The organism is Shewanella sp. 10N.261.52.F9 (genome assembly GCF_041471165.1).
Lineage (GTDB): Bacteria > Pseudomonadota > Gammaproteobacteria > Enterobacterales > Shewanellaceae > Shewanella > Shewanella marinintestina.
The window spans coordinates 52,954-75,300 of record NZ_JBFRNX010000005.1 but is presented as its reverse complement, the minus strand read 5'-3'; the positions used below and the strand labels follow the sequence as shown (position 1 = coordinate 75,300).

Annotated in this window: 16 protein-coding genes and 1 tRNA gene; 13 read left to right on the top strand and 4 right to left on the bottom strand. The window is 45.4% G+C overall.

Annotation, left to right across the window (positions count from 1 at the left end; genetic code table 11):
* The first annotated feature begins 140 nt into the window (after nucleotides 1-140).
* A complete protein-coding gene (locus tag AB4298_RS04570) occupies nucleotides 141-2,720 on the top strand; it encodes a putative bifunctional diguanylate cyclase/phosphodiesterase (protein WP_371985864.1) in 2,580 nt (859 codons plus the stop codon).
* A 124-nt stretch (nucleotides 2,721-2,844) separates the two neighbouring features.
* Nucleotides 2,845-3,648: an SDR family oxidoreductase gene (locus tag AB4298_RS04565; RefSeq protein WP_248999447.1), complete on the top strand. Its 804-nt coding sequence runs from the start codon at nucleotides 2,845-2,847 to the stop codon at nucleotides 3,646-3,648.
* A gap of 15 nt (nucleotides 3,649-3,663) precedes the next feature.
* Here the strand turns inward: AB4298_RS04565 and AB4298_RS04560 are convergent, their stop codons facing one another.
* The 3 genes from AB4298_RS04560 to purH form a co-directional block, all read right to left on the bottom strand.
* Nucleotides 3,664-3,882: a hypothetical protein gene (locus AB4298_RS04560; protein WP_248999448.1), complete on the bottom strand. Its 219-nt coding sequence runs from the start codon at nucleotides 3,880-3,882 to the stop codon at nucleotides 3,664-3,666.
* A 498-nt stretch (nucleotides 3,883-4,380) separates the two neighbouring features.
* On the bottom strand, nucleotides 4,381-5,682 hold the full coding sequence (gene purD, locus AB4298_RS04555; protein ID WP_371985863.1) for a phosphoribosylamine--glycine ligase: 1,302 nt from the start codon (nucleotides 5,680-5,682) through the stop codon (nucleotides 4,381-4,383).
* Nucleotides 5,683-5,851: 169 nt separating this feature from the next.
* A complete protein-coding gene (gene purH / locus AB4298_RS04550; protein WP_220782031.1) occupies nucleotides 5,852-7,441 on the bottom strand; it encodes a bifunctional phosphoribosylaminoimidazolecarboxamide formyltransferase/IMP cyclohydrolase in 1,590 nt (529 codons plus the stop codon).
* A 370-nt stretch (nucleotides 7,442-7,811) separates the two neighbouring features.
* On the opposite strand from purH, the gene zntR reads away from it, so the two are divergent.
* The 10 genes from zntR to selB all read left to right on the top strand — a co-directional run bounded on the left by zntR (nucleotide 7,812) and on the right by selB (nucleotide 21,033).
* Nucleotides 7,812-8,288 carry a Zn(2+)-responsive transcriptional regulator gene (gene zntR, locus AB4298_RS04545; protein WP_248999451.1) on the top strand — a complete coding sequence of 159 codons (477 nt, stop codon included), beginning with the start codon at nucleotides 7,812-7,814 and terminating at the stop codon, nucleotides 8,286-8,288.
* Between the two features lie 102 nt (nucleotides 8,289-8,390).
* Nucleotides 8,391-9,791 carry an SO_0444 family Cu/Zn efflux transporter gene (locus AB4298_RS04540; protein ID WP_371985862.1) on the top strand — a complete coding sequence of 467 codons (1,401 nt, stop codon included), beginning with the start codon at nucleotides 8,391-8,393 and terminating at the stop codon, nucleotides 9,789-9,791.
* Nucleotides 9,792-9,998: 207 nt separating this feature from the next.
* Complete coding sequence (locus AB4298_RS04535) at nucleotides 9,999-10,655, top strand: thiol:disulfide interchange protein DsbA/DsbL (RefSeq protein ID WP_371985861.1); 657 nt, start codon at nucleotides 9,999-10,001, stop codon at nucleotides 10,653-10,655.
* 41 nt (nucleotides 10,656-10,696) lie between these two features.
* Complete coding sequence (locus AB4298_RS04530; RefSeq protein WP_371985860.1) at nucleotides 10,697-11,167, top strand: thiol-disulfide oxidoreductase DCC family protein; 471 nt, start codon at nucleotides 10,697-10,699, stop codon at nucleotides 11,165-11,167.
* 783 nt (nucleotides 11,168-11,950) lie between these two features.
* The gene (fdnG, locus tag AB4298_RS04525; RefSeq protein ID WP_371985859.1) at nucleotides 11,951-14,971 is read left to right on the top strand and encodes a formate dehydrogenase-N subunit alpha; all 3,021 of its coding nucleotides are present in this window, start codon (nucleotides 11,951-11,953) and stop codon (nucleotides 14,969-14,971) included.
* 2 nt (nucleotides 14,972-14,973) lie between these two features.
* Nucleotides 14,974-15,876, top strand: a complete 903-nt coding sequence (gene fdxH, locus AB4298_RS04520) for a formate dehydrogenase subunit beta (protein WP_220782036.1) — start codon at nucleotides 14,974-14,976, stop codon at nucleotides 15,874-15,876.
* 5 nt (nucleotides 15,877-15,881) lie between these two features.
* Nucleotides 15,882-16,526, top strand: a complete 645-nt coding sequence (locus AB4298_RS04515) for a formate dehydrogenase subunit gamma (protein ID WP_299808794.1) — start codon at nucleotides 15,882-15,884, stop codon at nucleotides 16,524-16,526.
* 2 nt (nucleotides 16,527-16,528) lie between these two features.
* On the top strand, nucleotides 16,529-17,500 hold the full coding sequence (gene fdhE / locus AB4298_RS04510) for a formate dehydrogenase accessory protein FdhE (RefSeq protein ID WP_371985858.1): 972 nt from the start codon (nucleotides 16,529-16,531) through the stop codon (nucleotides 17,498-17,500).
* Between the two features lie 123 nt (nucleotides 17,501-17,623).
* Nucleotides 17,624-19,129, top strand: a complete 1,506-nt coding sequence (selA, locus tag AB4298_RS04505) for an L-seryl-tRNA(Sec) selenium transferase (protein WP_371985857.1) — start codon at nucleotides 17,624-17,626, stop codon at nucleotides 19,127-19,129.
* Nucleotides 19,126-21,033: a selenocysteine-specific translation elongation factor gene (selB, locus tag AB4298_RS04500; protein WP_371985856.1), complete on the top strand. Its 1,908-nt coding sequence runs from the start codon at nucleotides 19,126-19,128 to the stop codon at nucleotides 21,031-21,033. Before selA ends, selB begins: the two co-directional genes overlap by 4 nt.
* On the opposite strand, the gene AB4298_RS04495 is transcribed toward selB, so the two are convergent.
* Nucleotides 21,011-21,105 (bottom strand) — tRNA-Sec (locus AB4298_RS04495). The genes selB and AB4298_RS04495 overlap by 23 nt on opposite strands.
* Nucleotides 21,106-21,390: 285 nt before the next feature.
* On the opposite strand from AB4298_RS04495, the gene fdhD reads away from it, so the two are divergent.
* Entirely contained in the window at nucleotides 21,391-22,254 is an 864-nt protein-coding gene (gene fdhD, locus AB4298_RS04490) for a formate dehydrogenase accessory sulfurtransferase FdhD (RefSeq protein ID WP_248999461.1), read from the top strand.
* Nucleotides 22,255-22,347 lie beyond the last annotated feature (93 nt).

The following is a 22,347-nucleotide window of genomic DNA, read 5'->3' as shown; positions in this document are numbered from 1 at the left end:
AACGACTGCGCTCTAAGTAGGTATTATCTGTGACGTAAATCGGGTACTTTGCTAGCGCAAACCAAGTCTTAGCCACAGTTTGGCTGGTTTTGAATTAGAGAAGTTGTCCCGATATGCATTTGGATAAAAAAGTTTTATTAATGATCTTTGGGTTGTTTACTCCCTTAGTTATTGCTGCTTGTTTGGTGGGGAACGATTGGCTACATGACGAAGTCGAAGACATTCGTCACTATGTGATAGAAAGAGAGCTTGCTAGCATTGAGTCTCAACTGGACCAAGATCTTGCGGGCTTACAGGGACAGTTTGAGGCTACTGCGCCAGTTAAAGGCGGATTAGTGGCATTGATGCCATCGATTGCCATATTTGGCAGTGCGCAGGTGCAACCTAGTCTTGAAGGCACTATCTTGCCAATAGATAAGCTGGCACAAATTGGTCTAAATTTACCGGAGCCTTTGCTGTCTAGTGCCCGAGCGAGCGTGTATTTTGATGCTAAGCAGCAACAAGCTTATTTTATCAACATTAATCTAAAGACGATCGATACACAGCCAGAGACTTTGGTGCTAGTTACTCCAATAACTGATGACTATTTGGCTCATATAGGAAGTCTTGAGTTCGCAACTCAAGTTAAGGTTATTACAGGTAAAGCAAAGGCTGGTATTGTTCTGTCTGATAACGTAATCAACGCACAACTTGATGTTCCAACGCTATTTTCTCAGGCGCCGATCTATTTATCTGTGACCTTTTCAGATCAACTGTTTTCTCGAATTGGCTGGCACTTTTCCTTAGTGGTTTTAGCACTGTTTGCGGTGATGATGGGTTTATTATCATTAGCCTATATGTGGATTCGACTGGCAGTAGCAAAGCCGTTGCAGGGCTTTTTTTCTCAGCTTTCAGCTATGGAGTCTCAAGTTGAAGAGCGGAGCTGTAATAAGCTTGATGTTAAAAACTTAGCTTTAGTATCACAGGCAGGTTCTAGTGGATCTTTGAATTCTCAAGACATGGGAGTAAAGCTACTTACTGACAATATTAATCAATTACTTGCGAGTAATTACAACCAGCATCGTCAATCCAAAATGATTTTAGAGTCAATTGCTGAAGCTGTGATTATGATAGATCTCAACGGCAATGTGAGTGATATAAATCCTTACGCAGAGCGATTACTACAACAAAATTTGCAGCAAGCTCAGGGCCAACCAATACATGAGTTACTGCGGAGCTCTAAAGCATTAACGGCAAAAGTCAGTCAATTTATGCAAATTGGCTGTGTGACCCCAAAAGCAACGACATTGAAGCTTAATCTTGATACTTCAATCGTGATGACTGGGACACTAACAAACCTGTTAAATGCTAAAGGCGAGGTTATTGCCGCGTTATTGGTATTGAAAGATATCACTCGGGAGAACTCCTTAAACCAACAAGTTGAACGCCATAATCATTTCGATTGGATTACTGGGGTATTAAATCGAACAGCCTTTGAAACGCAGTTAGTCGATTATGTTAGTGCCAGCCAATCGATTGCGGTTGTATATTTTGACTTAGAACAGTTTAAATTAATTAACGACGCTTGTGGCCATAGCGTTGGCGATAAGATGCTTGCTAAAGTCGCTAAAGCAATCTCTGCTAGCATTCCCTCTGGAAGCTTACTTGGCCGCTTAGGTGGCGATGAGTTTGCTTTAGTCGTAAAAGATCTTTCAGCTCTAGATACGGTGAGATTAGTAAAAGCGGTTATTTCAAAGGTAAGTGCTCAATCAATTTTAAATAAGGGTATTTGCTATCGCGTGGGGCTAAGTGCTGGTGTCGCCCTTAGTCAGGCAAACCAAAAGATTGAAGTATTTGAGCTACTTAAAGATGCTGATATTGCCTGTGATGCCGCTAAGCGTAAAGGTAACAATCAAGTTCATCTATATGATAGCCGCGATAAAGATTTAAGTTATCAACGTAATGCGCCTAAATGGGCGGTTCGAATAGTTGAAGCGATTGAAAATAATGAACTGATTCTTTACTACCAAAAAATCGCAAAGCTATCGTCTCACGGGTATCGTCAACGAATGGAATTGCTATTACGCATTCAAGATCCTAGTGGGCGTCTTTTATCTCCTGCACAATTTATTGCTGCAGCAGAACGTTTCAAGCTAATTGTTGAAGTCGATAAAGAGGTTATTAGAAAGGCTTTCTTGTGGCTGTCACTTAATCAGCAAGTTTGGGAAGACCATTGTTTGTCGATTAACTTGTCAGGTAATAGCTTAGGTGCAGAGGGCATGGTTAATTATATTCTGCGTCAACAAGAGCGCTTTGCTATTCCAAGTTGTTGTATTTGTTTTGAGATAACAGAGACTAGTGCGATACAAAATCATAGCCGAGCAATGAAGATGCTAACAACATTGCGTAAGCGTGGCTTTTCTTTTGCTCTGGATGATTTTGGCAGTGGATTTGCGTCTTATGGTTACTTAAAAGAGATGCCTGTCGACTATGTGAAAATCGATGGCTGCTTTGTAAAAAATATTGCTAATAATGCTAAAGATTACGCTATCGTTAAGTCGGTTAATGATGTTTGCCGTGTTATGGGAATTGAAACCGTTGCTGAGTTTGTCGAAAACCAAGAGATTATCGATAAGCTTGAAATCATAGGGGTTAACTATGCCCAAGGTTATGCAATCGGGCGGCCACAGGCTTTAGACACGTACAAAGTAGAGCCTAGAAATACTCAGCGCACAGCGTAATTGTTAGGGTTTACTAATGGCTGCCTGCAGCTATGCCTATACTGTAACGGTTTAATATTTGCGATGGTTGCATTTATATGTGAGTTTAACTAACACATTCAAATAGTTTGATGAGTTAGATGCTATGGGACTCTTTAACGATAAAGTCATTATCATTACCGGTGCGTCAGAAGGGATCGGGCGTGCATTAGCGTTAAAGCTAGCGGCTCATAAGTGCCGGTTGGTGATTAGTGGACGTAACATGCAGCGTTTACAGAGCCTAAGCTCTGAACTTACAGATCTTGGTTGTGAGGCAATCGTGCATGTTGCTGATATCGCTAATCAAACTGAATGTACTGGGCTTGTTGAAGTGTGTGTCGAGCACTATGGGCGACTTGATATCTTAATCAATAATGCCGGTATGACCATGTGGTCGCGCTTTGATGAGCTTGAAGACTTAAGTGTTTTATCGCAAATCATGCAGGTTAACTATTTAGGTCCAGCCTATCTTACTCACGCCGCTATTCCTTACCTTAAGCAGACCCAAGGCCAAATCGTAGCAGTAGCCTCATTAACAGGTATGACAGGTGTACCAACTCGCTCTGGATACGCAGCGTCTAAACATGCAGTGATTGGTTTTTTTGATTCACTACGGATTGAACTTAGTGATGACAATGTAGCGGTAACCGTTATTTGTCCAGACTTTGTGGTGACTCAAACTCACAAGCGGGCTCTGAATGCACAAGGAAAGCCTTTAGGCGAAACTCCCATGCAAGAAAGTAAAATAATGACTGCTGAGGAATGTGCACAGATGATGTTACCTGTAATCGCTAAGCGGCAGCGCTTATTAGTTACTTCATTACGAGGGCGAGTTGGGCGTTGGTTTAAGATTATCGCCCCCGGCTTAATTGATAAGATAGCGCGTAGGGCGATAGATTCTGGCCGTTAACCTATAAGTTATCGACTATTTATTTAGGTGTTTGACGATAGTTTCTGCGGCTTCAGCTTTAGTGGCTTTTTCTGCCGATGGCTCAATATGTGCAGTCGCACTATGGCCCGTCATATCTTCGGCGATATGTAGCCAATCAGGATGCCAGTAAAAAGATGAGCCCGATAGTGTGTCCCAGTTATGTACACCAGATGTCTCGCCTTGGTAGATAAGATCGCTTACTGAATATTTCATTGTCTAACCCCAGTTTGTTAAGTTTAATTCTTGGCAATTTATCGATCCACTCTGTTTAATATTTATCTTTTTAATTTGCGTGGATCTATTGCTGCTGGATTCAGCATGCACTTTCAAGTCACGCTTTTGTGCTACATAGATCACAAAAAACATGATTGCTTGATATTGGTTTACAAGCTGAAGGCACAAACCAGAGGTTATAAATGAAAAATCGCAGTCACAACCTCAGCTGCTTGATGTATGAGTATGTGACTTGAGGCCAATTGACAGGCATAAAAAGCTCGGAGTTAACTAAGCTTTTTAAACTAGAACTAATTTTGTTTAACCTGTGGGGGTTTCACGGACACATATTACACGGTAAGTGATGTCATTACGGCTAAGTAATAACCCTTGTTATACCAATATTTTTTTATGGATTAGCCTATAAGTTAATATAGTAGGCATAAAAAAGCCCTGAATTAACAGGGCTTCTAGATTAACTCGCTAATAAAGAGTCATTTAGCCTTCGCCATTTTCACGAGCGATTGCGCGGTAAGCAATATCGGTTCTAAAGTAGACGTCATCCCAATGGATAGCATCAACTAGACCGTAAGCTGCTTGCTGTGCTTCGGTAACAGTATTGCCAAGTGCAGTAGCGCATAATACGCGGCCGCCGTTAGTCACCACATGGCCATCTTGCATGCTAGTTCCTGCATGGAACACTTTCGCGTTGTTATCACCAAGAGACAGACCGTCAATCACATCGTGTTTACGATACGCCTCTGGATAACCGCCTGCAGCTAGAACCACGCCTACAGCAGCGCGTGCATCAAACTCAGCTGTCACTTGGTCTAGTTCACCACGAGTCGATGCTAGGCATAGCTCAACCAGATCAGACTGAAGACGCATCATAATAGGTTGAGTCTCTGGGTCACCAAAGCGGCAGTTGTACTCAAGTACTTTGGCGCTGCCATCTGGTGAAATCATCAAGCCTGCGTATAAGAAGCCTGTGTAAACATTGCCTTCAGCAGCCATGCCATCAACGGTTGGACGAATAACATGTTCAATAGTCCAGTCGTGAACTGCTTGGGTTACAACTGGCGCTGGCGAGTAGGCACCCATACCGCCAGTGTTTGGACCATGATCGCCGTTATCACGCGCTTTATGATCTTGGCTAGTGGCCATAGCAAGAATGTTCTTACCATCTACCATGACAATGAAGCTGGCTTCTTCGCCAGTAAGGAACTCTTCGACAACCACGCGAGAGCCCGCTTCACCAAACTTGTTGCCCGCCAGCATATCTTCAATCGCTGCATCAGCTTCGCTTTGATCTGCCGCGATAATCACGCCTTTACCCGCCGCTAAGCCGTCGGCTTTAATGACGATAGGGAAACCCGTTAAGCCAGTCACTTGCTTAACATAAGCTTTAGCAGGCTCAATCTCAGTAAAGTTTGAGTAAGCAGCAGTAGGAATGTCGTGACGAGCTAAAAAGTCTTTAGTGAAAGCTTTAGAAGACTCTAACTGCGCAGCGCCTTTGGTTGGACCAAAGATAGGCAGGCCTGCTTCATTAAACGCATCAACTACGCCCAACGCTAATGGCACTTCTGGGCCTACGATGGTGATAGCCACTTTTTGCTCTTCGGCAAATGCCACTAACGCTGAGATCTCTTCAACATTAATCGCCACGTTTTCAAGCTTTGGTTCTAGTGCTGTACCAGCATTACCTGGAGCCACAAAAACCGTTTCAACTTGCGCCGATTGCGCCGCTTTCCACGCCAATGCATGTTCGCGACCGCCGCCACCTATAATCAATACTCTCATATCTTTACCTTTTATAGCTGCGCCATTCTTCCTATCTCTGCATCAAGTATGCTCACGTATTGGCATACGCTGCGCGTGCTTTCTTTGACCTAGAAAAAATGGCTTGCTCTAAACGTTAAATATTAATTTTGTTAATGCGCGAATAAAGCCCTTTATTCGCGCAAACCAATTAATGACGGAAGTGACGCATACCGGTAAATACCATTGCCATGCCGTGCTCGTCTGCCGCTGCAATGATCTCTTCATCGCGGATAGAGCCGCCTGGCTGGATGATACAACTGATGCCAGCAGCTGCGGCAGCGTCGATACCATCACGGAATGGGAAGAATGCATCTGATGCCATGACAGAGTCTTGTACTTCTAGACCTTCGTCTGCGGCTTTAATGCCAGCAACTTTAGCACTGTAAACGCGGCTCATCTGGCCTGCGCCTACACCGATAGTCATGCTGTTCTTGGCGTAAACAATCGCGTTTGATTTAACAAACTTGGCTACTTTCCAGCAGAACATTAAGTCTTTCATCTCTTCAGCTGTTGGCTGACGCTTAGAAACAACTTTTACGTCTTCAAGACCAACCATGCCTTGGTCGCGATCTTGCAGTAATAAGCCGCCGTTTACGCGCTTGTAATCTAGGCTGGTGGTCTTAGCTGCCCACTCACCACATTCAAGTAAGCGTACGTTAGCTTTAGCGGCAACAATATCGCGGGCTGCTTGGCTAACTTTAGGGGCAATGATCACTTCAACAAACTGGCGTTCAACAATCGCGCTTGCCGTTGCAGCATCTAATTCGCCGTTAAAGGCGATGATGCCGCCAAAAGCTGACGTTGGGTCAGTTTGGAATGCACGGTTATAAGCTTCAAGTAAGTTTTCACCAATCGCTACGCCACATGGGTTAGCGTGCTTCACGATGACACAAGCTGGCTCGTCGAACTCTTTAACGCACTCAAGTGCAGAGTCAGTATCGGCGATGTTGTTGTATGACAGTGCCTTACCTTGCAGCTGGACAGCTGTAGCAACAGAGGCTTCATCAAGGTTAGTGTCAACGTAGAAAGCAGCTGTCTGATGGCTGTTTTCGCCATAGCGCAGGTCTTGCTTCTTAACTAGTTGGGTATTGTAAGTACGTGGGAACTTAGAATCTGCATGACACTCATCTTTGCTATGTGCAGGCACTTTAGTACCGAAGTAGTTAGCAATCATGCCATCGTAAGCAGCTGTGTGCTCAAATGCGGCAATTGCTAAATCAAAACGAGTTTCAAGGGTAGTGCTACCTTCGTTCGCTTGCATCTCGGCAATTACGCGGCCGTAGTCGTTAGCGTTAACGATGATAGTAGTGTCTTTGTGGTTTTTAGCAGTAGAGCGCACCATAGTTGGGCCGCCGATATCGATGTTTTCGATAGCGTCTGCAAGGGTGCAACCTTCTTGAGCGACAGTTGCAGCGAATGGGTACAAGTTAACAGCTACCAAGTCGATAGGCTTGATATTGTTTTGTTCCATTACGATTTCGTCTATACCACGACGCGCTAAAATGCCGCCATGCACTTTAGGGTGCAGGGTTTTAACGCGACCATCCATGATCTCTGGGTGGCCAGTATAGTCTGACACTTCAATGACAGGCACACCATTATCAGCCAGAAGGCGTGCGGTGCCACCAGTAGAAAGTAGTTCAACACCTTGAGCATGCAACGCTTGTGCAAACTCTAGGATTCCGGTTTTATCTGAAACGCTTAACAGCGCGCGACGAATAGGTCTGGCATTATTCATTGTAGGTACAGGGTCCAGTAGTTATTTTTAAGGATCTTTCGGAAAACAGAACAGTCTCACGCGATAAACGTCTACACTGCTTTCCAAAAGTCCCTCAAGTTTTTTACTCTCCCGTCACGGCGCGCATATTTTACCGTAAATTTACCTCTGGCGGTGTTTTTTTCTGCGCGATTTCACAATACGTTCAGCAGAACAAGCTTTGTTATCCATTTAGGTGCAGAATAACTCTTGACCTTGGATACAACTCCAAGGTTTATACTCTCATCATTACAGTGGCAAAATCCTGTTGTTTTTGTCGGTTTTACCACTGGCTAATGTTTGAGTTTAAAACTGAATAGTAAACAGAATTTAGATTGATTGGGAGCTAGGCATGTATCGAATTGGTGAACTTGCAAAGCAGTGTGAGGTAAAGGCTGACACCCTAAGGTTTTATGAAAAACATGGGTTGCTAGCGCCATCTTCACGTACCGATTCCGGTTACCGCATTTATACCGAGGCTGACGCTGAACGCTTGCGCTTTATTCTGCGCGCCAAAGCGGTGGGGTTTACGCTTGCTGAGATCACCGAGCTGTTGTCGATTGAGCTTGATAAATCCAATTGGGCCTGCGCCGATGTCAAAGGCATGGTTGATGATAAGTTGGCGCACGTCGAAGCGAAAATCGCCGAGTTAAATCATTTTCAGTTGTCTCTGCAGCGCCTGTCTCAAGCTTGTTGTGGCGGCCCAGAAAGTGCTGAACATTGCTCGATTCTCGAAGCATTAGAATCAAATACTGACAGCATTCGCTGTGAAAATGATAAGCATAGTTACGGTGAACACGAGTTCACTAAAGCCTGCACAGATAAATAGCAAGTTAAGCTCGAGAGCAAGATCGGTTACAGGATCGGGATCTGAATCGAGAGCTGGATCAAAAACGAATTAGATACTTAAGAATAGACGTGAGAAGTCGCTATGTTATTAGAAAACTTTATTGAGTTGTTTCTAGAGTCAGCCCCCTGGCTTCTGCTTGGCTTAGTGCTGGCAGGTATGTTGAAAATGTTTGTGCCTATGGCTTGGATGCAAAAGCAGTTAGGCGGTCACGGTGTTAAAACAGTGGTCAAAGCGGCGGTACTAGGTGCACCTTTACCCTTGTGTTCTTGCGGTGTAATTCCGGCAGCAGTGGGGCTGCGTCGTAGTGGTGCCTCTAAAGCAGCGACGACCTCATTCTTAGTTTCGACTCCTGAAACTGGTGTTGACTCAGTAACTGTGTCTTATGTATTGCTTGGTCCTTTTATGGCGATTGTCAGACCGATAGCAGCGGTGATGAGTGCGATTGTGGCGGGTTTATTAGTCGGTCGTGATGACGATGACGGCAAGCCTGCTGTTAGCGAGCAAGCTAAGTCTGCTTCAGAAGGCAAACCTGAGCCCGTTGCGTCTTGTTGTAGCAGTAAGAAATCAGCACCCAAAGTTGAGCCGCTAGCTTCTTGTTGTAGCAGTAAAAAATCTGCACCTAAAGTAGAGCCTAAGGCTGAAAAGTCTTGCTGTTCAAGCAATAAGGCGACAGATGTGAGCATGAAACCTGTAGCTGATACGAGCGTTATGGCGATGAAAGCACCTGAAGTAGCGGTAAAACCTGCATCTTCTAGCTGCTGCTCAACTAACAAAGAAGTCCTTGCTGAAAAGTCAGCATCTTGCTGCAGCAGTAAAAAAACGACAACTTCTGGCCATGTTCATGCAGACGGTGAAGCTGAAAGTTGCTGTGAGTCGACCAAAGATGTGGCGACTGAATTAAAAGGTACCTCTATTATTAGCCGTATTGGCAAAGGCCTACACTACGCAGCGACAGATTTAGTCCGTGATACCACCATTTGGTTGTTGATTGGTTTGTTCTTTGCCGCACTGGTACAAACCTATGTGCCAGCCGATTTTATGGCTAAGTGGGGCGATGGTATTTTGGCCATGTTAGTCATGGTGCTTATCTCAATCCCTATGTACATCTGCGCCACGGCATCTACGCCAATAGCTGCAGGTTTACTATTAGCGGGTGTATCACCGGGGGCGGTATTGGTGTTTATGCTGGCAGGACCAGCAACAAACATCGCCACCTTAGGCGTAGTGACTAAAGAGCTCGGTAAGCGCGCCTTGTATGGTTATTTAGGTGGCGTGTTAGGTGTGGCGTTAGTGTCGGGCATCTTGGTTAACTATCTCGTTGATACCTTCGGTTTTGTGGTTATGCCGCAAATTGGTGAGCAGCATGAGCTATTACCAGCGAGTATCGTTTACACCTCAGGTGTGGTGCTTGCAATATTAATGGCTAAAGTTTTCTTAGATAAACTCCCTAAAAACTGGTGGCGTCGAGATTGCTGCTCTTAAGCTCTAGCTTGGTAGGACTTAGCTTTTACAGCTAGCTTCTAGCAAATTTAAAGGCACTCATCTGAGTGCCTTTTTTATTTTTAGCGTGTAATACTCTATAACTAATATGAAGTTAGTTAGGCTTAGTTGAGTTGTTGCTGTACTTTAGTTGGAAAATTTCTAACTCTAATTACTGCAGATTAATAATGACAAAAAAAGGGACCTGTCATGAAAAAAATCCTCGCTATATTGTGTTTTACGCTGGCCGTTGCTGGTTGCTCTGACTCCTTCAATTTGGATGCTGATGGAAACTATGTCGAAGGTGTGCATTACCGTGAACTCGCTGCGCCTATTGCTGCTAGCAGTAACAATATTTCTGTGACAGAGTTCTTTTGGTATGGCTGCCCACACTGTGAGTTGTTTGAAAAGCCATTACACAAATGGCAGCAAACCTTAACTGATGGCGTAGTGCTAGTGCAGTCTCCAGCGGTGTGGAATGAAGCGATGAAACTGCATGCTAAGGTATTTTTTATTGCGCAGCAGATGCCGGATAAGCAAAAAATCCATGCGGCATTGTTCCAAGAAATTATTGGGTTACGGGAAATAACCGACCTTAATATCCAGCAAGCTAAGCTGGCAGAGTTTTTAGCGGACTACGGCCTAAGTGAGCAAGAGTTTAACGACAAGCTTAACTCCGCCGATATTATCTCTAAGCTTAAGCAAGCCATGTTGCTTATGTCGTCGGCAGAGATCCAAGGCACGCCAACTCTATTAGTTAATGGTCGCTATATTATTCTCAATGAGTCAGCCAGTTCGGTTGAGCAGGTAATGGATATCGCAAGCTATTTGGTTGAGTTAGAAAAGACTAGATTATCGAATCCATAGGGCTCTCCAATTAGCGATTTTTCTTTATATGAGGATGGTTAATGTCTGATATGCAAGCGGTAGTGATATTTGATGGTGCTTGTAACTTATGTGATGGCGCAGTGAGTGTTATTACAAGGCATGATCAGCATAACGAATTTGAGCTAGTGGCGTTGCAATCGTTACAAGGACAAAGCTTATTAAGGCAATATCAGTTAACCGATATTGCCTTGGATAGCGTGATCCTGATTAAGTCGGGTCGCTATTATTTACGCAGCGATGCAGTGATAGAGATTGCCAAGTCATTGAGCTCACCTGCTAGCGGGTTACGATACTTGGCTTACTTGCCTAAAGCGCTGCGTAACAGTGGTTATAACCTGGTTGCAAAATATCGTTATCGTTTGTTTGGCCAAAAGGCCCTATGCCGCCTACCTGAACACAAAGTCCAGCATCAAACTGGCACTGAAGCTCGTTCCAGCGCAAATTCCAATTCCAGCTCTAATTCGAAGAGCAAACCAAAACCTCACGGCTAAATAACGTACCCATTTCAAATACCAATACTGCTCACTTTATTGAGTTGTAATTAAGGGGACGATTAGGCTTATTTGATGCAAATCTCATCGATATCTTTGTTTGATGCTAGGACATATTGGTCGCAAATGGCTTAGTGGTCTATTTTGGTACAACGGCAAATCATTCTATTTTTAGGCTGTGAAGAGCTTTGCAAGATGATTGTTCAGCGTTCTGATGTGCCATATTGTCTAAAGCCCTGTGCTCTAACATCGCTAAAGTCATAGCGTTAAGCAGCGGTTAAATGTTCTTATGGGCTGTAAACGCATGGCTGGCTTGCTATCAAGCTCCTTGTAACTTGCCATTCTCACTTTCTCCTACGATACATTTAACATCTTACCTCTAATGTTTTTGCGACATAATGTCCTTTCTATGTTGGTCATAAAGTCCTTTTGGTGTTATCGCGGCTACTTTGGTGTTTTAATCTTCGCTATTGCTATTTTTATTGTTTTTATTCTTCCGCTTACGCTACTTTGCGCGCTCAATTGGTTTTTTATTCTGTTGTGGTTTTAGTGTGATTTAGATCGTATGTTATAAATTGTTCGTTTAGCTGACTTTGGGGATAATCGTTTCGCGTTAATTAGTCTTTGTTTAGGTCATTTGCTGTAGGTCATCTTGGTTGCAATAAACATGATGAGCTCCTTTTAATGATCACAATGTGAGATTCGATTATCGAAAACCAAAACTACGGCGCCGAGATGAGAAAGTCGGTTCTAAGTAGAAAATACTAATTGTGTGAGGGTGATATGGACAGACGACAGTTTTTTAAACTGTGTGCCTGCGGAGCGACCACATCGGCAATATCAGCGTTGGGATTAATGCCCGGCACTGCGATGGCTGCGCCTCGTGAGTATAAGTTGTTGAAAGCAAAAGAAACCCGCAATAACTGCTGTTATTGCTCTGTGGGTTGTGGCTTGTTGATGTACAGCCATGGCAGCAACGGTAAAAACGCTGAAAAAGCGATTTTCCACATTGAAGGCGACGCTGACCATCCGGTTAACCGCGGCGCATTGTGTCCTAAAGGTGCCGGTCTAGTTGACTATGTAAATAGCCCTAACCGTAACCATTTCCCTGAAGTACGCGAGCCAGGCACTAACGAGTGGAAGCGTATCAGTTGGAACGACGCATTTAGTCGTATCGCCCGTCTGATGAAAGACGATCGCGATGAAAACTTTATTGAAAAAAATAGTGATGGCACCACAGTAAACCGTTGGTTGAGTACCGGCATGATGACTTCATCTGCACAGCCAAACGAAGGTGGTTTTATCACTCACAAGTTTGCTCGTTCTCTTGGCCTAGTGGCCATCGACACTATTGCGCGTAACTGACACTCCCCAACGGTAGCAAGTCTTGCTCCAACATTTGGGCGCGGTGCCATGACCAACCACTGGATCGATATTAAGAACTCTAATGTCGTGGTGATCATGGGCGGTAATGCCGCTGAAGCACATCCTGTCGGTTTCGGTTGGGTAACGGAGGCTATGGAACACAATAACGCCAAGTTGGTAGTTGTGGATCCACGCTTTAACCGCAGTGCAGCATTAGCTGACTGCTATGCACCACTTCGTAGTGGTACTGATATCGCATTCCTTTTAGGTCTAAGTCGATACCTCATTGAGACTAAACAAGTTAACTACGAGTATGTCAAAGCGTACACCAACGCTAGCTACATTATTCGTGAAGATTTCGAATTCAATGAAGGCCTATTTAGTGGTTTTGATGACAAGAGTCGTACTTACGACAAGGATTCTTGGTACTACGAATTAGATGAAGATGGTTATGCCAAAGTCGATGAAACTTATGAGCACCCACGTTGTGTGTGGAACTTATTAAAGCATCACGTTGACCGTTACGACTTTGAAACCGTAAGCAATATTACCGGAACGCCAGTTGAAGATTATGAAAAAGTTTGTGCGCTTATTGGTAGCACACACGTTCATGATAAAGCGGCGACTTTCATGTATGCATTGGGCTGGACTCACCACACTAAAGGCGCACAGAACATCCGTTCTATGGCATTAGTGCAGTTGCTACTGGGTAATATCGGCGTATTGGGTGGTGGTGTTAACGCACTACGTGGTCACTCAAACGTACAGGGCGCAACCGATATGGGTCTGCTATGTCAGAACCTACCGGGTTACTTAAAGCTACCAAATGATAACGATACAGATTTAAGCACATATTTAGACAACTATACGCCTAAGGCATTGCGTCCGGGCCAAACTAACTATTGGTCAAATTACCCTAAGTTCTTTATCTCACAGATGAAGAGTTTCTGGGGAGAGAACGCAACTGCGGCTAATAGCTTTGGTTATGACTGGTTACCTAAGTGGGACTTACAGTACGACTTCACCAAGCACATCGACATGATGTACAAGGGCCAAGTTAACGGTTATTTCGTGCAAGGGGTTAACGCAATTAACTCTATGCCAAACCGTAACAAGACTTTAGCGGCATTATGCAAGTTGAAGTACCTAGTGGTGATGGACCCGTTAGCGACAGAAACATCAGTATTCTGGCAAAAAGCCGGTGAGTTTAACGACGTGCAACCAAGCGACATTCAAACAGAAGTGTTCCGTTTACCGACAACATTATTTGCTGAAGAAGAAGGCTGTATTGTTAACTCAGGTCGCTGGATGCAGTGGCACTGGAAGGGCGCGAATCCACCAGGTGAGTCTAAGCCAGATGCAGAGATCCTATCTGGGATCTTAATGAAGTTACGTGAGCTGTATAAAGCTGAAGGTGGCGTGCTGCCTGAGCCGATTGAAGCAGTTAACTGGGCTGGCTACCACAATCCATACTTCCCACATGGTGAAGAAGTGGCAAAAGAGCTTAACGGTATCGATCTTAAAACCGGCAAACAGCTTGATAGCTTTAGCCAGCTAAAAGATGACGGCAGTACGTCATGTGGTTGCTGGATCTACTCTGGTAGCTGGACCGAAGACGGCAACATGATGGCGCGTCGTGATAACTCTGATACGTCAGGTAAAGGTATCACTCCAGGTTGGGCATTCTCGTGGCCACAAAACCGCCGCGTACTATACAACCGCGCATCGTGTGACGTTAACGGTAAGCCATGGGATCCAAAACGTGTAATCGTTGAGTGGAACCACGGTAAGTGGCACGGCATCGATGTGGGTGACTTCAATATGACGTTACCACCAAAAGAGTCGGCGCATCCGTTCATTATGCAGCCTGAAGGTGTGGGTCGTTTCTTCTCGCTAAAACTACTGGCAGAAGGTCCGTTCCCTGAGCATTACGAGCCGATGGAGTCACCAATTGGAACTAACCCATTACACCCTAATGTGATTAGTAACCCTGCGGTACGTTTGTTAGAGGGCGTGGAAGAGACATTGGGTTCACATACTGAATTCCCATATGTGTGTACCACTTACTCGCTAACCGAGCACTTTAACTTCTGGACGATTCATTGTCGTTTAGCAGCGATTTCTATGCCGGAAACTTTCGTTGAATTAGACGAAATTCTTGCAGAGAAGAAAGGCATTGCGAATGGCGATTGGGTCAAGGTGAGTTCTAAGCGCGGTAGCTTGTTAACTAAAGCGTTAGTGACTAAGCGTCTGCAGCCACTGAAAGTTCACGGCCAGATGGTACACACAGTGGGCTTACCACGTCATGGTGGCCATAACGGTCTTACACGTAGAAGTTATAGCTGTAACGTACTGACCACGGAAGTGGGCGATGCGAATACCCAGGTACCTGAATTTAAGGCGTTCCTAGTGGATATCGCTAAGGCTGAGGGAGTTTAATCATGTCTGCTCAAGATATCATTTTAAGCTCTGGCACATCAGAGCTCACTCCTGCAGCGCAGGTACGACGTAAGTTAAGTAAGGTGGCTAAGTTATTCGACGCCACTAAGTGTAATGGCTGTAAAGCATGTCAGGTGTCGTGTTCTGAATGGAACGACCTGCGCGCACCAGTGGGTAGCTTCCAAGGTTCTTACCAGAACCCAATGGACTTGTCTTCTGAGTGTTGGACGCTGATGAAGTACCAAGAAGTTGAGCGAGATAACAAGCTAAATTGGCGTTTTGCCCATAGCGCATGTATGCACTGTGACGATCCAGCTTGTTTAACCGCTTGTTCGACTAAAGGTGCCATTGTGCAGCGTGCAAATGGTGTGGTGGATTTTGATTCTGATAAGTGTACTGGTTGTGGCTACTGCGTGTCGGCTTGTCCGTTCGATGTACCAAGGCTCGATCCTATCGATCAAAAAGCTTACAAGTGCACCATGTGTTCAGACCGGATCCAAGTCGGCCAAGAGCCAGCTTGTGTGAAGTCTTGTATCACAGGCGCACTGAAGTACGGCACCCGTGAAGACATGCTGTTTATTGCCGACTTACGGATTAAAGAACTGCGTAAGCGTGGCTATGTTAATGCAGGCCTATACAACCCAGAAGGTGTGGGTGGTACAGGCATGATCATGATTTTGCATGACATTAATAAGCCGCAAGACTATGGCTTACCAGCGGATCCGAAAACGAGTGTGCCAGTTAAGTTATGGCAAGACGTGGTTAAACCATTGGGTGCGGCGGGCATCATGGCAACAGTTGCTGTTGCGTGTTTACACCGTATCACAGTGGGTCGCAACCTTGTTGAAGAGGACGAGCCTGCACAGTTCGACCACACTCACTCAGATAAGTCAGATAAGGAGTAACGCTCATGCATAAGCAGAATATGATTTTGCGCCATAAGTTGTTCGACCGCATCTGTCACTGGTTTGTGGTCGCAGCAGGTTTGGTGACATTCCTCACCGGCTTTGCTTTCTTCTTCCCATCATTTCAATGGTTGGGATCGATTGCAGGTACGCCACAGATGGCGCGCTTTGTTCACCCAATTGCCGGCTTGCTGATGTGTCTGCCGTTAATGGTGATGCTAGTTCGCTATTACCACCATAACAAGTGGGAAAAGAATGACCTGACATGGATGTTAGCTATCAAGGATGTGATGTTCGAAAACGAGGACAAGATCCCCGCTATCGGCCATTACAACCCAGGTCAAAAAGTGCTGTTCCGTACCTTCGTGGTGACCTCAATCGCATTGACGATTACCGGCATCATGATGTGGCAGCCTTACTTTGCCCCTTACTTTGAAGCAATTGCTATTCAGTGGGCCATTTTGATCCACGCAATCTGCGCCGTGATCATGTTGATCTTCGTGATTGTGCACTTTTGGATGGCAACGTGGGTAGAAGGATCGGTTGCTGGCATGTTGTACGGCTATGTGTCGCGGGCTTGGTGCAAGAAGCATCACCCTAACATGCTAAACGATCCTGAATTAAAGACTAATAAGCAGGAAAAACACTAATTATGAGCACAGCAATACTCGACGCTGAAAAGATCCCTGGTCAGTCATTGGACATTAAAACCGTGATCGCAGCTGATCCAAAAGCCGTTTATCAATTTCGCGCTAAGCGACTTGCAGAGCTTGCCGAAGAATCTGGATTAGCAGAATACTTTGGCCTACTTGAGCAATTAGTTGGCGCGCAAGAAAAGGTATCGGCTCTATATGGTGAGGCGGCAAAGAGCTGCTTTGGCCCTCAGCCAAAGTTAGATCTAAGCCAAAGCCAGCCGATGGCGCAGCAGCATTTTGAGTGGGGCAATTATTGGCAGTCGGTATTGCTGGAGCTGATTAGTGAGCTTATGCCTAAAGTCAGTACAGACTTGCATGTAGTACTAAAGGAACTGGCTAAAGCCAAGGCTGATGTACTGCAAGGTTATGCCCAGTCTATGCTTGGCGGCCGCTTTGCCGAAGTCCCTGCACAGTACAGCCTGTTTATTTGGGCGGCGCTGTCAGTGTACTGGTCACATTGGGCGGTTGATGTTGCACAGGCTTTGGCTGATAAGGCAGAGGCACATAAGCGCTTATGCCCAGTGTGTGGCAGCCACCCAGTAGGGAGCGTGATCAAGGAAGAGCCACGTGTTGGCCTGCGCTACTTACATTGCAGCTTGTGTGAAACCGAGTGGCATGAAGTGCGCGCGGAGTGTACATCATGCGGCGAAAGCAAGGGCGTGTTCTTGTGGGCTGAAACCGAAACTAATGCCGCGATTCGGGTAGAAAGCTGTGACACCTGTCAGGGTTATACCAAGATGTTCTTTACCGACATCAACCCAAGACTAGAAGTAGCAGCCGACGACTTGGCGACCTTAGTGATGGACAGCCATTTGGTTGAGCAAGGATATAGCGCAACTACGGTGAACCCATTGCTACTTGCTCATGAGCAAGAAGTAGAGCCTCAGCTAAGTAAAGAGCCTCAGGTAAAAGTTGGTGATATCCACTAGCCAGCGGTAATCAACAGGCACGAAGCAACTTTTAAGTTTATTAGTAAGCAAGAGCCGCATTTCGCTGCGGCTCTTTTATTAACCTTAATTTCCAAAATTACTCAAACAATTAGACGAAGACTTATGACTCAAGCTATCAACTCCACTCAAGCCCTATACCGTTGTTTACCAGCAATGGACAGCTTGCTGCTGATACCTCAAGTGATAGGTTTTATCGACCAACAGGGTAAGCCCTGGATTAAATCCTTATTGGCGCAAATGCTTGACGATGCACGTCAGCAAATCGCTGAGCGACAAAGCTTGCCAAGCTGGTGCTTAGATATAAGCAATATTACAACCGAGTTAGCCAGCCGTATTAGCAAAGCTCAGCGTCAAAGCATGACGCCAGTGATTAACTTAACAGGCACCATATTGCACACCAACCTCGGGCGCTCGCAGATGTGTGAGGCCGCAATCGATGCGGTTACCCAAGTAATGCGCAGCCCTGTGCCACTTGAGTTCGATATGGGCCAAGGTAAACGTGGCCACCGTGACAGCGCCATATCGACACTTATTCATGAGCTAACCGGTGCAGACAGTTGCTGCATCGTCAATAACAACGCCGCCGCAGTTTTATTGATGCTGGCCGCCACTTCTGCCGGTAAAGAGGTGATAGTTTCTCGCGGTGAGCTGGTGGAGATTGGCGGCGCGTTTCGTATCCCAGATATTATGGCGCAGGCGGGTTGTAAGCTGGTGGAAGTAGGCTGCACTAACCGGACTCATCTTAAAGATTACGCCGCCGCGATTACTGACAACACCGCGGCAATTATGAAGGTGCACACCAGTAATTATCATATTAGTGGTTTTACTAAGGTCACCGAAGAGGCTGAGCTTGGGGCTTTATGTAAAGACAAAGGCATCGCACTGATCTCCGATCTTGGCAGCGGCGCGCTCACCGACTTGTCTCGCTTTGGTTTATCAAAAGAACCCATGCCGCAGCAGATGCTAAAAGATGGCGTTAATCTGGTGAGTTTTTCTGGCGACAAACTGCTCGGCGGTCCGCAAGCAGGTTTAGTGGTTGGTGATGCGGAGCTGATTGCTAAGCTACAAGCGCATCCACTAAAGCGGGCACTGCGCTGCGATAAAATGACGCTAGCGGCGCTTGAAGCAACCTTGATGCAGTATCGTAATCCCGAGGCGTTAGATGGCCAATTACCTATCTTTAGAAAGCTGTCTCGTCCCTTAGCAGAGCTAGAGCAGCTTGCACAAACACTGCAGCAGAAATTAGCCGATAGCGTCAATAGCAGCCTATTTGATGTAACAATTCAAGCTTGCCAAACCCAAGTGGGTAGCGGCTCGCAACCTGATGTGCTGCTTGATTCTGTCGCGCTGTGTTTTGCTGTTAATACTAACGCTAGCAAACATAAGAACTCTCCAAGCGTGTTGCAGTTGGATAAGCATTTTACAGCTGCCAGCTTGCCAATTATTGGCCGGATTACCGCTAATCAGTTGTGGTTAGATTTGCGCGGCGCTGACAGTGACAGCCAGCTTATCGAAGTACTGACAACAAGCCTACTTAGCTTTCATAGAAAAATTGGCTTTCATAGAGAGATTGGCTTTGAGGTGAAAACCGTGGAGGCCGCATCATGATTATTGTTACCGCAGGTCATGTGGATCACGGCAAAACCAGCCTTATTCAAGCACTAACAGGTACCGATGCCGACCGTTTACCGGAAGAAAAACAGCGCGGCATGACTATCGAGCTGGGTTACGCCTTTATGGATTTAACGGATGGCGAGCGCCTAGCCTTTGTCGATGTGCCGGGCCACAGCAAGTTTATTAATACCATGTTGGCTGGGGTGAGCTGTGCCAAACATGCACTATTGATTATCGCCTGTGATGACGGGGTGATGCCGCAAACTCATGAACATTTAGGGATTCTGCAACTGCTAAATCTAGAGCACTTAATTGTGGTGCTCACCAAGCAAGATAAAGTCGATGCTGTCAGGGTCGATGAAGTTAAAGAGCAAGTGAGTGAGCTATTGGCGCAGCACCAAAGGCAAAGCCAAATCTTTGTGGTGTCGGCGCAAACAGGCCTTGGTATCGACGGATTAAAGCAGGCGATTACAGAACTTGCGCAGTCGCAGATCCAAGCGTTAAGTAAGAACGCTGAGCAAGCCAGCTTTCGCATGGCAATCGACCGCACCTTTAGCGTAAAAGGTGCGGGTCTAGTGGTGACAGGTACCGTGATTAGCGGCCAAGTCAGTCAAGGGCAAAGTCTGTATTTATCCGGCCAACGTAAACCGGTAAAAGTGAGAACCTTACATAGCCAAGGCCGAGTGAGTGAGCGCGCACAACATTGTCAGCGGGTGGCGCTCAACATTACCGGGGTCGATCAACATCGCGGCGCTGAGCGCGGTGATTGGCTAACAGCTCTGGAGCCTGCGGCTGAAGCGCCCAAAGTGATTAGTGGGGTATTTGAATCTTGCCTGCCGTTTAAGCACTGGCAAAGTGTGCAGCTGCATTTAGGTAATCGTCACACCACGGCGCGCTTAGGATTACTGCAGACATTAGCCGATGGCACAGCCTTAGTTGAGCTGCAGAGTGAGCAATCACTTGGTTGCGTGGAGCAAGACAGAATCATCGTGCGCGATGCCGCGGCGAAAACCACACTGGGTGCGCTGCGAGTATTAGATATTAACCCACCGAAACGCGCAAAACGGAGCGCCGAGCGTTTAGCTTATTTAGAGAGGCTAAAGCAGTGCCGATCACTGGAAGCGATTTTACAAGCACAAGCGCAAACTCATTGTGTTGAAAAGTCGGCCTTTATGTGGGCCAATCAGTTAACTGAGCCCGCTGCAATATTGGTGAGTGAGCAAGTGTTAACGCTCGATGGTTACTTAGTCTCTTCGGAGCTGAAAAGTCAGATACAAGCACAGCTATTAAGCTTAATCGAGGAGTATCACCAAGCCTCGCCAGAGCTGTTAGGTCTAAGCATTAATCGTCTGCAGCGAATGACCCACAACCAATATCCACTAACCGTATTGCTTAAACTCACTGATAGCCTCAGAGAACAAAAGCAACTACAAAGCACGCGCGGTTTATTGCACCTTCCAAGACATAGTCTTGCGCTATCGGATACTGAGCAGCAGCTGTGGTCACAGATAAAGCAGCAAATGCTTAGCGCTAATTGCCCATTATGGTCGTCAGACTTAGCTCAAGCGCTCAACCTTGAGCTGACAGTCGTTCGCGCCTTGTGCCGTAAGCTGATTCAGCTAGGGTATCTATCGGCGATTATTAAAGACCGCTTTATGCTCACCGAAAGCCTGTATTTCTATGCCGATGTGATCCGCAAACAGATCGATGTGACGGGTGAGATAAAGACAGCAGATTTTAATTCGATTATTAAATTAGGCCGTAAAGCGAGTATTCAGTTATTGGAGTTTTATGACCGCAGTGGGCTGACGTGGCGTAAGAAGAAAGATAACTCGAGAGTGATACGCGACAGCAGTATTTTTATCGCAAGTGATTTGGCGGAAGAACATAGGAGTTGAACCTACCCGGGACTGCTGGCAGCCCCACCTGGATTTGAAATCCAGACGTTTCACCGGAAACGACGTTCTTCCGTATCACTTGCGGCGAATAATAGGTAATTGTATTTGGCTAAACAATAGCAGTAATAAGCAAACTTTATTAACTGTGAGTCTACATGTCATTTATCGATATTAATTCCTGTGAGTGGGACATTATTTACCAGATGTAAACAATACGCTGATGATTAAACCATGAATTTAAAACGATATTAATCGACTTATATGTTTATTAAGTGTGAATTCTATTTACCTTTATCCACTTTTCGATATTGAATCCTTGAGTGGGACATTATTTACCATTAGAAATGGAACTGATATATGACGGAACTTGTGTGTGGCTTAAATAATATTACTGAGCAAACTTCAGTCACGTGTTTTCGTAATGATAGAGAGCAGGCATTAATAGAAACAGTCGCAAAAGAAGTTAGAGTTGCGCTGATTTATAATGGTATTTCTCATGTGGTAATGATGGCCTGCCCAACGGCATTAAAAGAGTTTGCTATCGGCTTTAGTTTGTCTGAGTCGATTATTGAAAGCGTACGCGATATCCGTTCGATTGAGATAGAAACTATCGCTACTGGAGTCTTGGTGCATATTGAGGTTTCTCAGCGCTGCTTTATGCAGTTAAAAGAGCATCGCCGCAGCCTAGCGGGGCGCACAGGCTGTGGCCTTTGTGGTGTAGAGCAGATAGAGCAAACGGTTAAACCGATTGTAAAAGTCACAGATACTGCAAAGTTCGATTTAAATAGCTTGAAGTTGGCATTATCTAACCTACACAAGCATCAAAATGCATTTAATTTGACCGGTGCCACACATGCTGCTGCCATGTTGTCAGTAGAAGGTGATATTATGTGCTGCTTCGAAGATGTGGGTCGTCATGTCGCACTCGATAAGTTAATTGGTCATATCAGCTGTGAGAATCAGGTTCGCCATTCGGCGTTGTTATTAACCAGTCGAGCCAGTTTTGAAATGGTGCAAAAAGCAGCTGTTGCAAATATTAGTATTATATTTGCAATCTCTTCAGCCACTTCGTTAGCGATTGATATCGCAAACAAATCGAATATTACCTTGGTGGGATTTTGTCGCGAGAATAGAGTAACAATCTATACCCATCCTGAAAGGTTGTATTTATGTAATAAAACGCTAGGTGATGTTGAAAATAATAACTTAGCTGTAATGTAACTAGGTTTATCTTTTTAGACTGAAAAGTTAGTTTCTAGATTTAAGCCTTAATTTTAGTTCTTAACCTAAGCCTTGATGAGTTTGAACTATTCA

What these genes read in the sequence shown, in the direction of transcription:
- AB4298_RS04540 (WP_371985862.1), top strand. Translation starts at nt 8,391, where the DNA reads ATGTTATTAGAAAACTTTATTGAGTTGTTTCTAGAGTCAGCCCCCTGG.
- fdhE (WP_371985858.1), top strand. Translation starts at nt 16,529, where the DNA reads ATGAGCACAGCAATACTCGACGCTGAAAAGATCCCTGGTCAGTCATTG.
- AB4298_RS04570 (WP_371985864.1), top strand. Translation starts at nt 141, where the DNA reads ATGATCTTTGGGTTGTTTACTCCCTTAGTTATTGCTGCTTGTTTGGTG.
- zntR (WP_248999451.1), top strand. Translation starts at nt 7,812, where the DNA reads ATGTATCGAATTGGTGAACTTGCAAAGCAGTGTGAGGTAAAGGCTGAC.
- AB4298_RS04530 (WP_371985860.1), top strand. Translation starts at nt 10,697, where the DNA reads ATGTCTGATATGCAAGCGGTAGTGATATTTGATGGTGCTTGTAACTTA.
- selA (WP_371985857.1), top strand. Translation starts at nt 17,624, where the DNA reads ATGACTCAAGCTATCAACTCCACTCAAGCCCTATACCGTTGTTTACCA.
- purH (WP_220782031.1), bottom strand. Translation starts at nt 7,441, where the DNA reads ATGAATAATGCCAGACCTATTCGTCGCGCGCTGTTAAGCGTTTCAGAT.
- selB (WP_371985856.1), top strand. Translation starts at nt 19,126, where the DNA reads ATGATTATTGTTACCGCAGGTCATGTGGATCACGGCAAAACCAGCCTT.
- AB4298_RS04535 (WP_371985861.1), top strand. Translation starts at nt 9,999, where the DNA reads ATGAAAAAAATCCTCGCTATATTGTGTTTTACGCTGGCCGTTGCTGGT.
- AB4298_RS04515 (WP_299808794.1), top strand. Translation starts at nt 15,882, where the DNA reads ATGCATAAGCAGAATATGATTTTGCGCCATAAGTTGTTCGACCGCATC.
- AB4298_RS04565 (WP_248999447.1), top strand. Translation starts at nt 2,845, where the DNA reads ATGGGACTCTTTAACGATAAAGTCATTATCATTACCGGTGCGTCAGAA.
- AB4298_RS04560 (WP_248999448.1), bottom strand. Translation starts at nt 3,882, where the DNA reads ATGAAATATTCAGTAAGCGATCTTATCTACCAAGGCGAGACATCTGGT.
- purD (WP_371985863.1), bottom strand. Translation starts at nt 5,682, where the DNA reads ATGAGAGTATTGATTATAGGTGGCGGCGGTCGCGAACATGCATTGGCG.
- fdxH (WP_220782036.1), top strand. Translation starts at nt 14,974, where the DNA reads ATGTCTGCTCAAGATATCATTTTAAGCTCTGGCACATCAGAGCTCACT.
- fdhD (WP_248999461.1), top strand. Translation starts at nt 21,391, where the DNA reads ATGACGGAACTTGTGTGTGGCTTAAATAATATTACTGAGCAAACTTCA.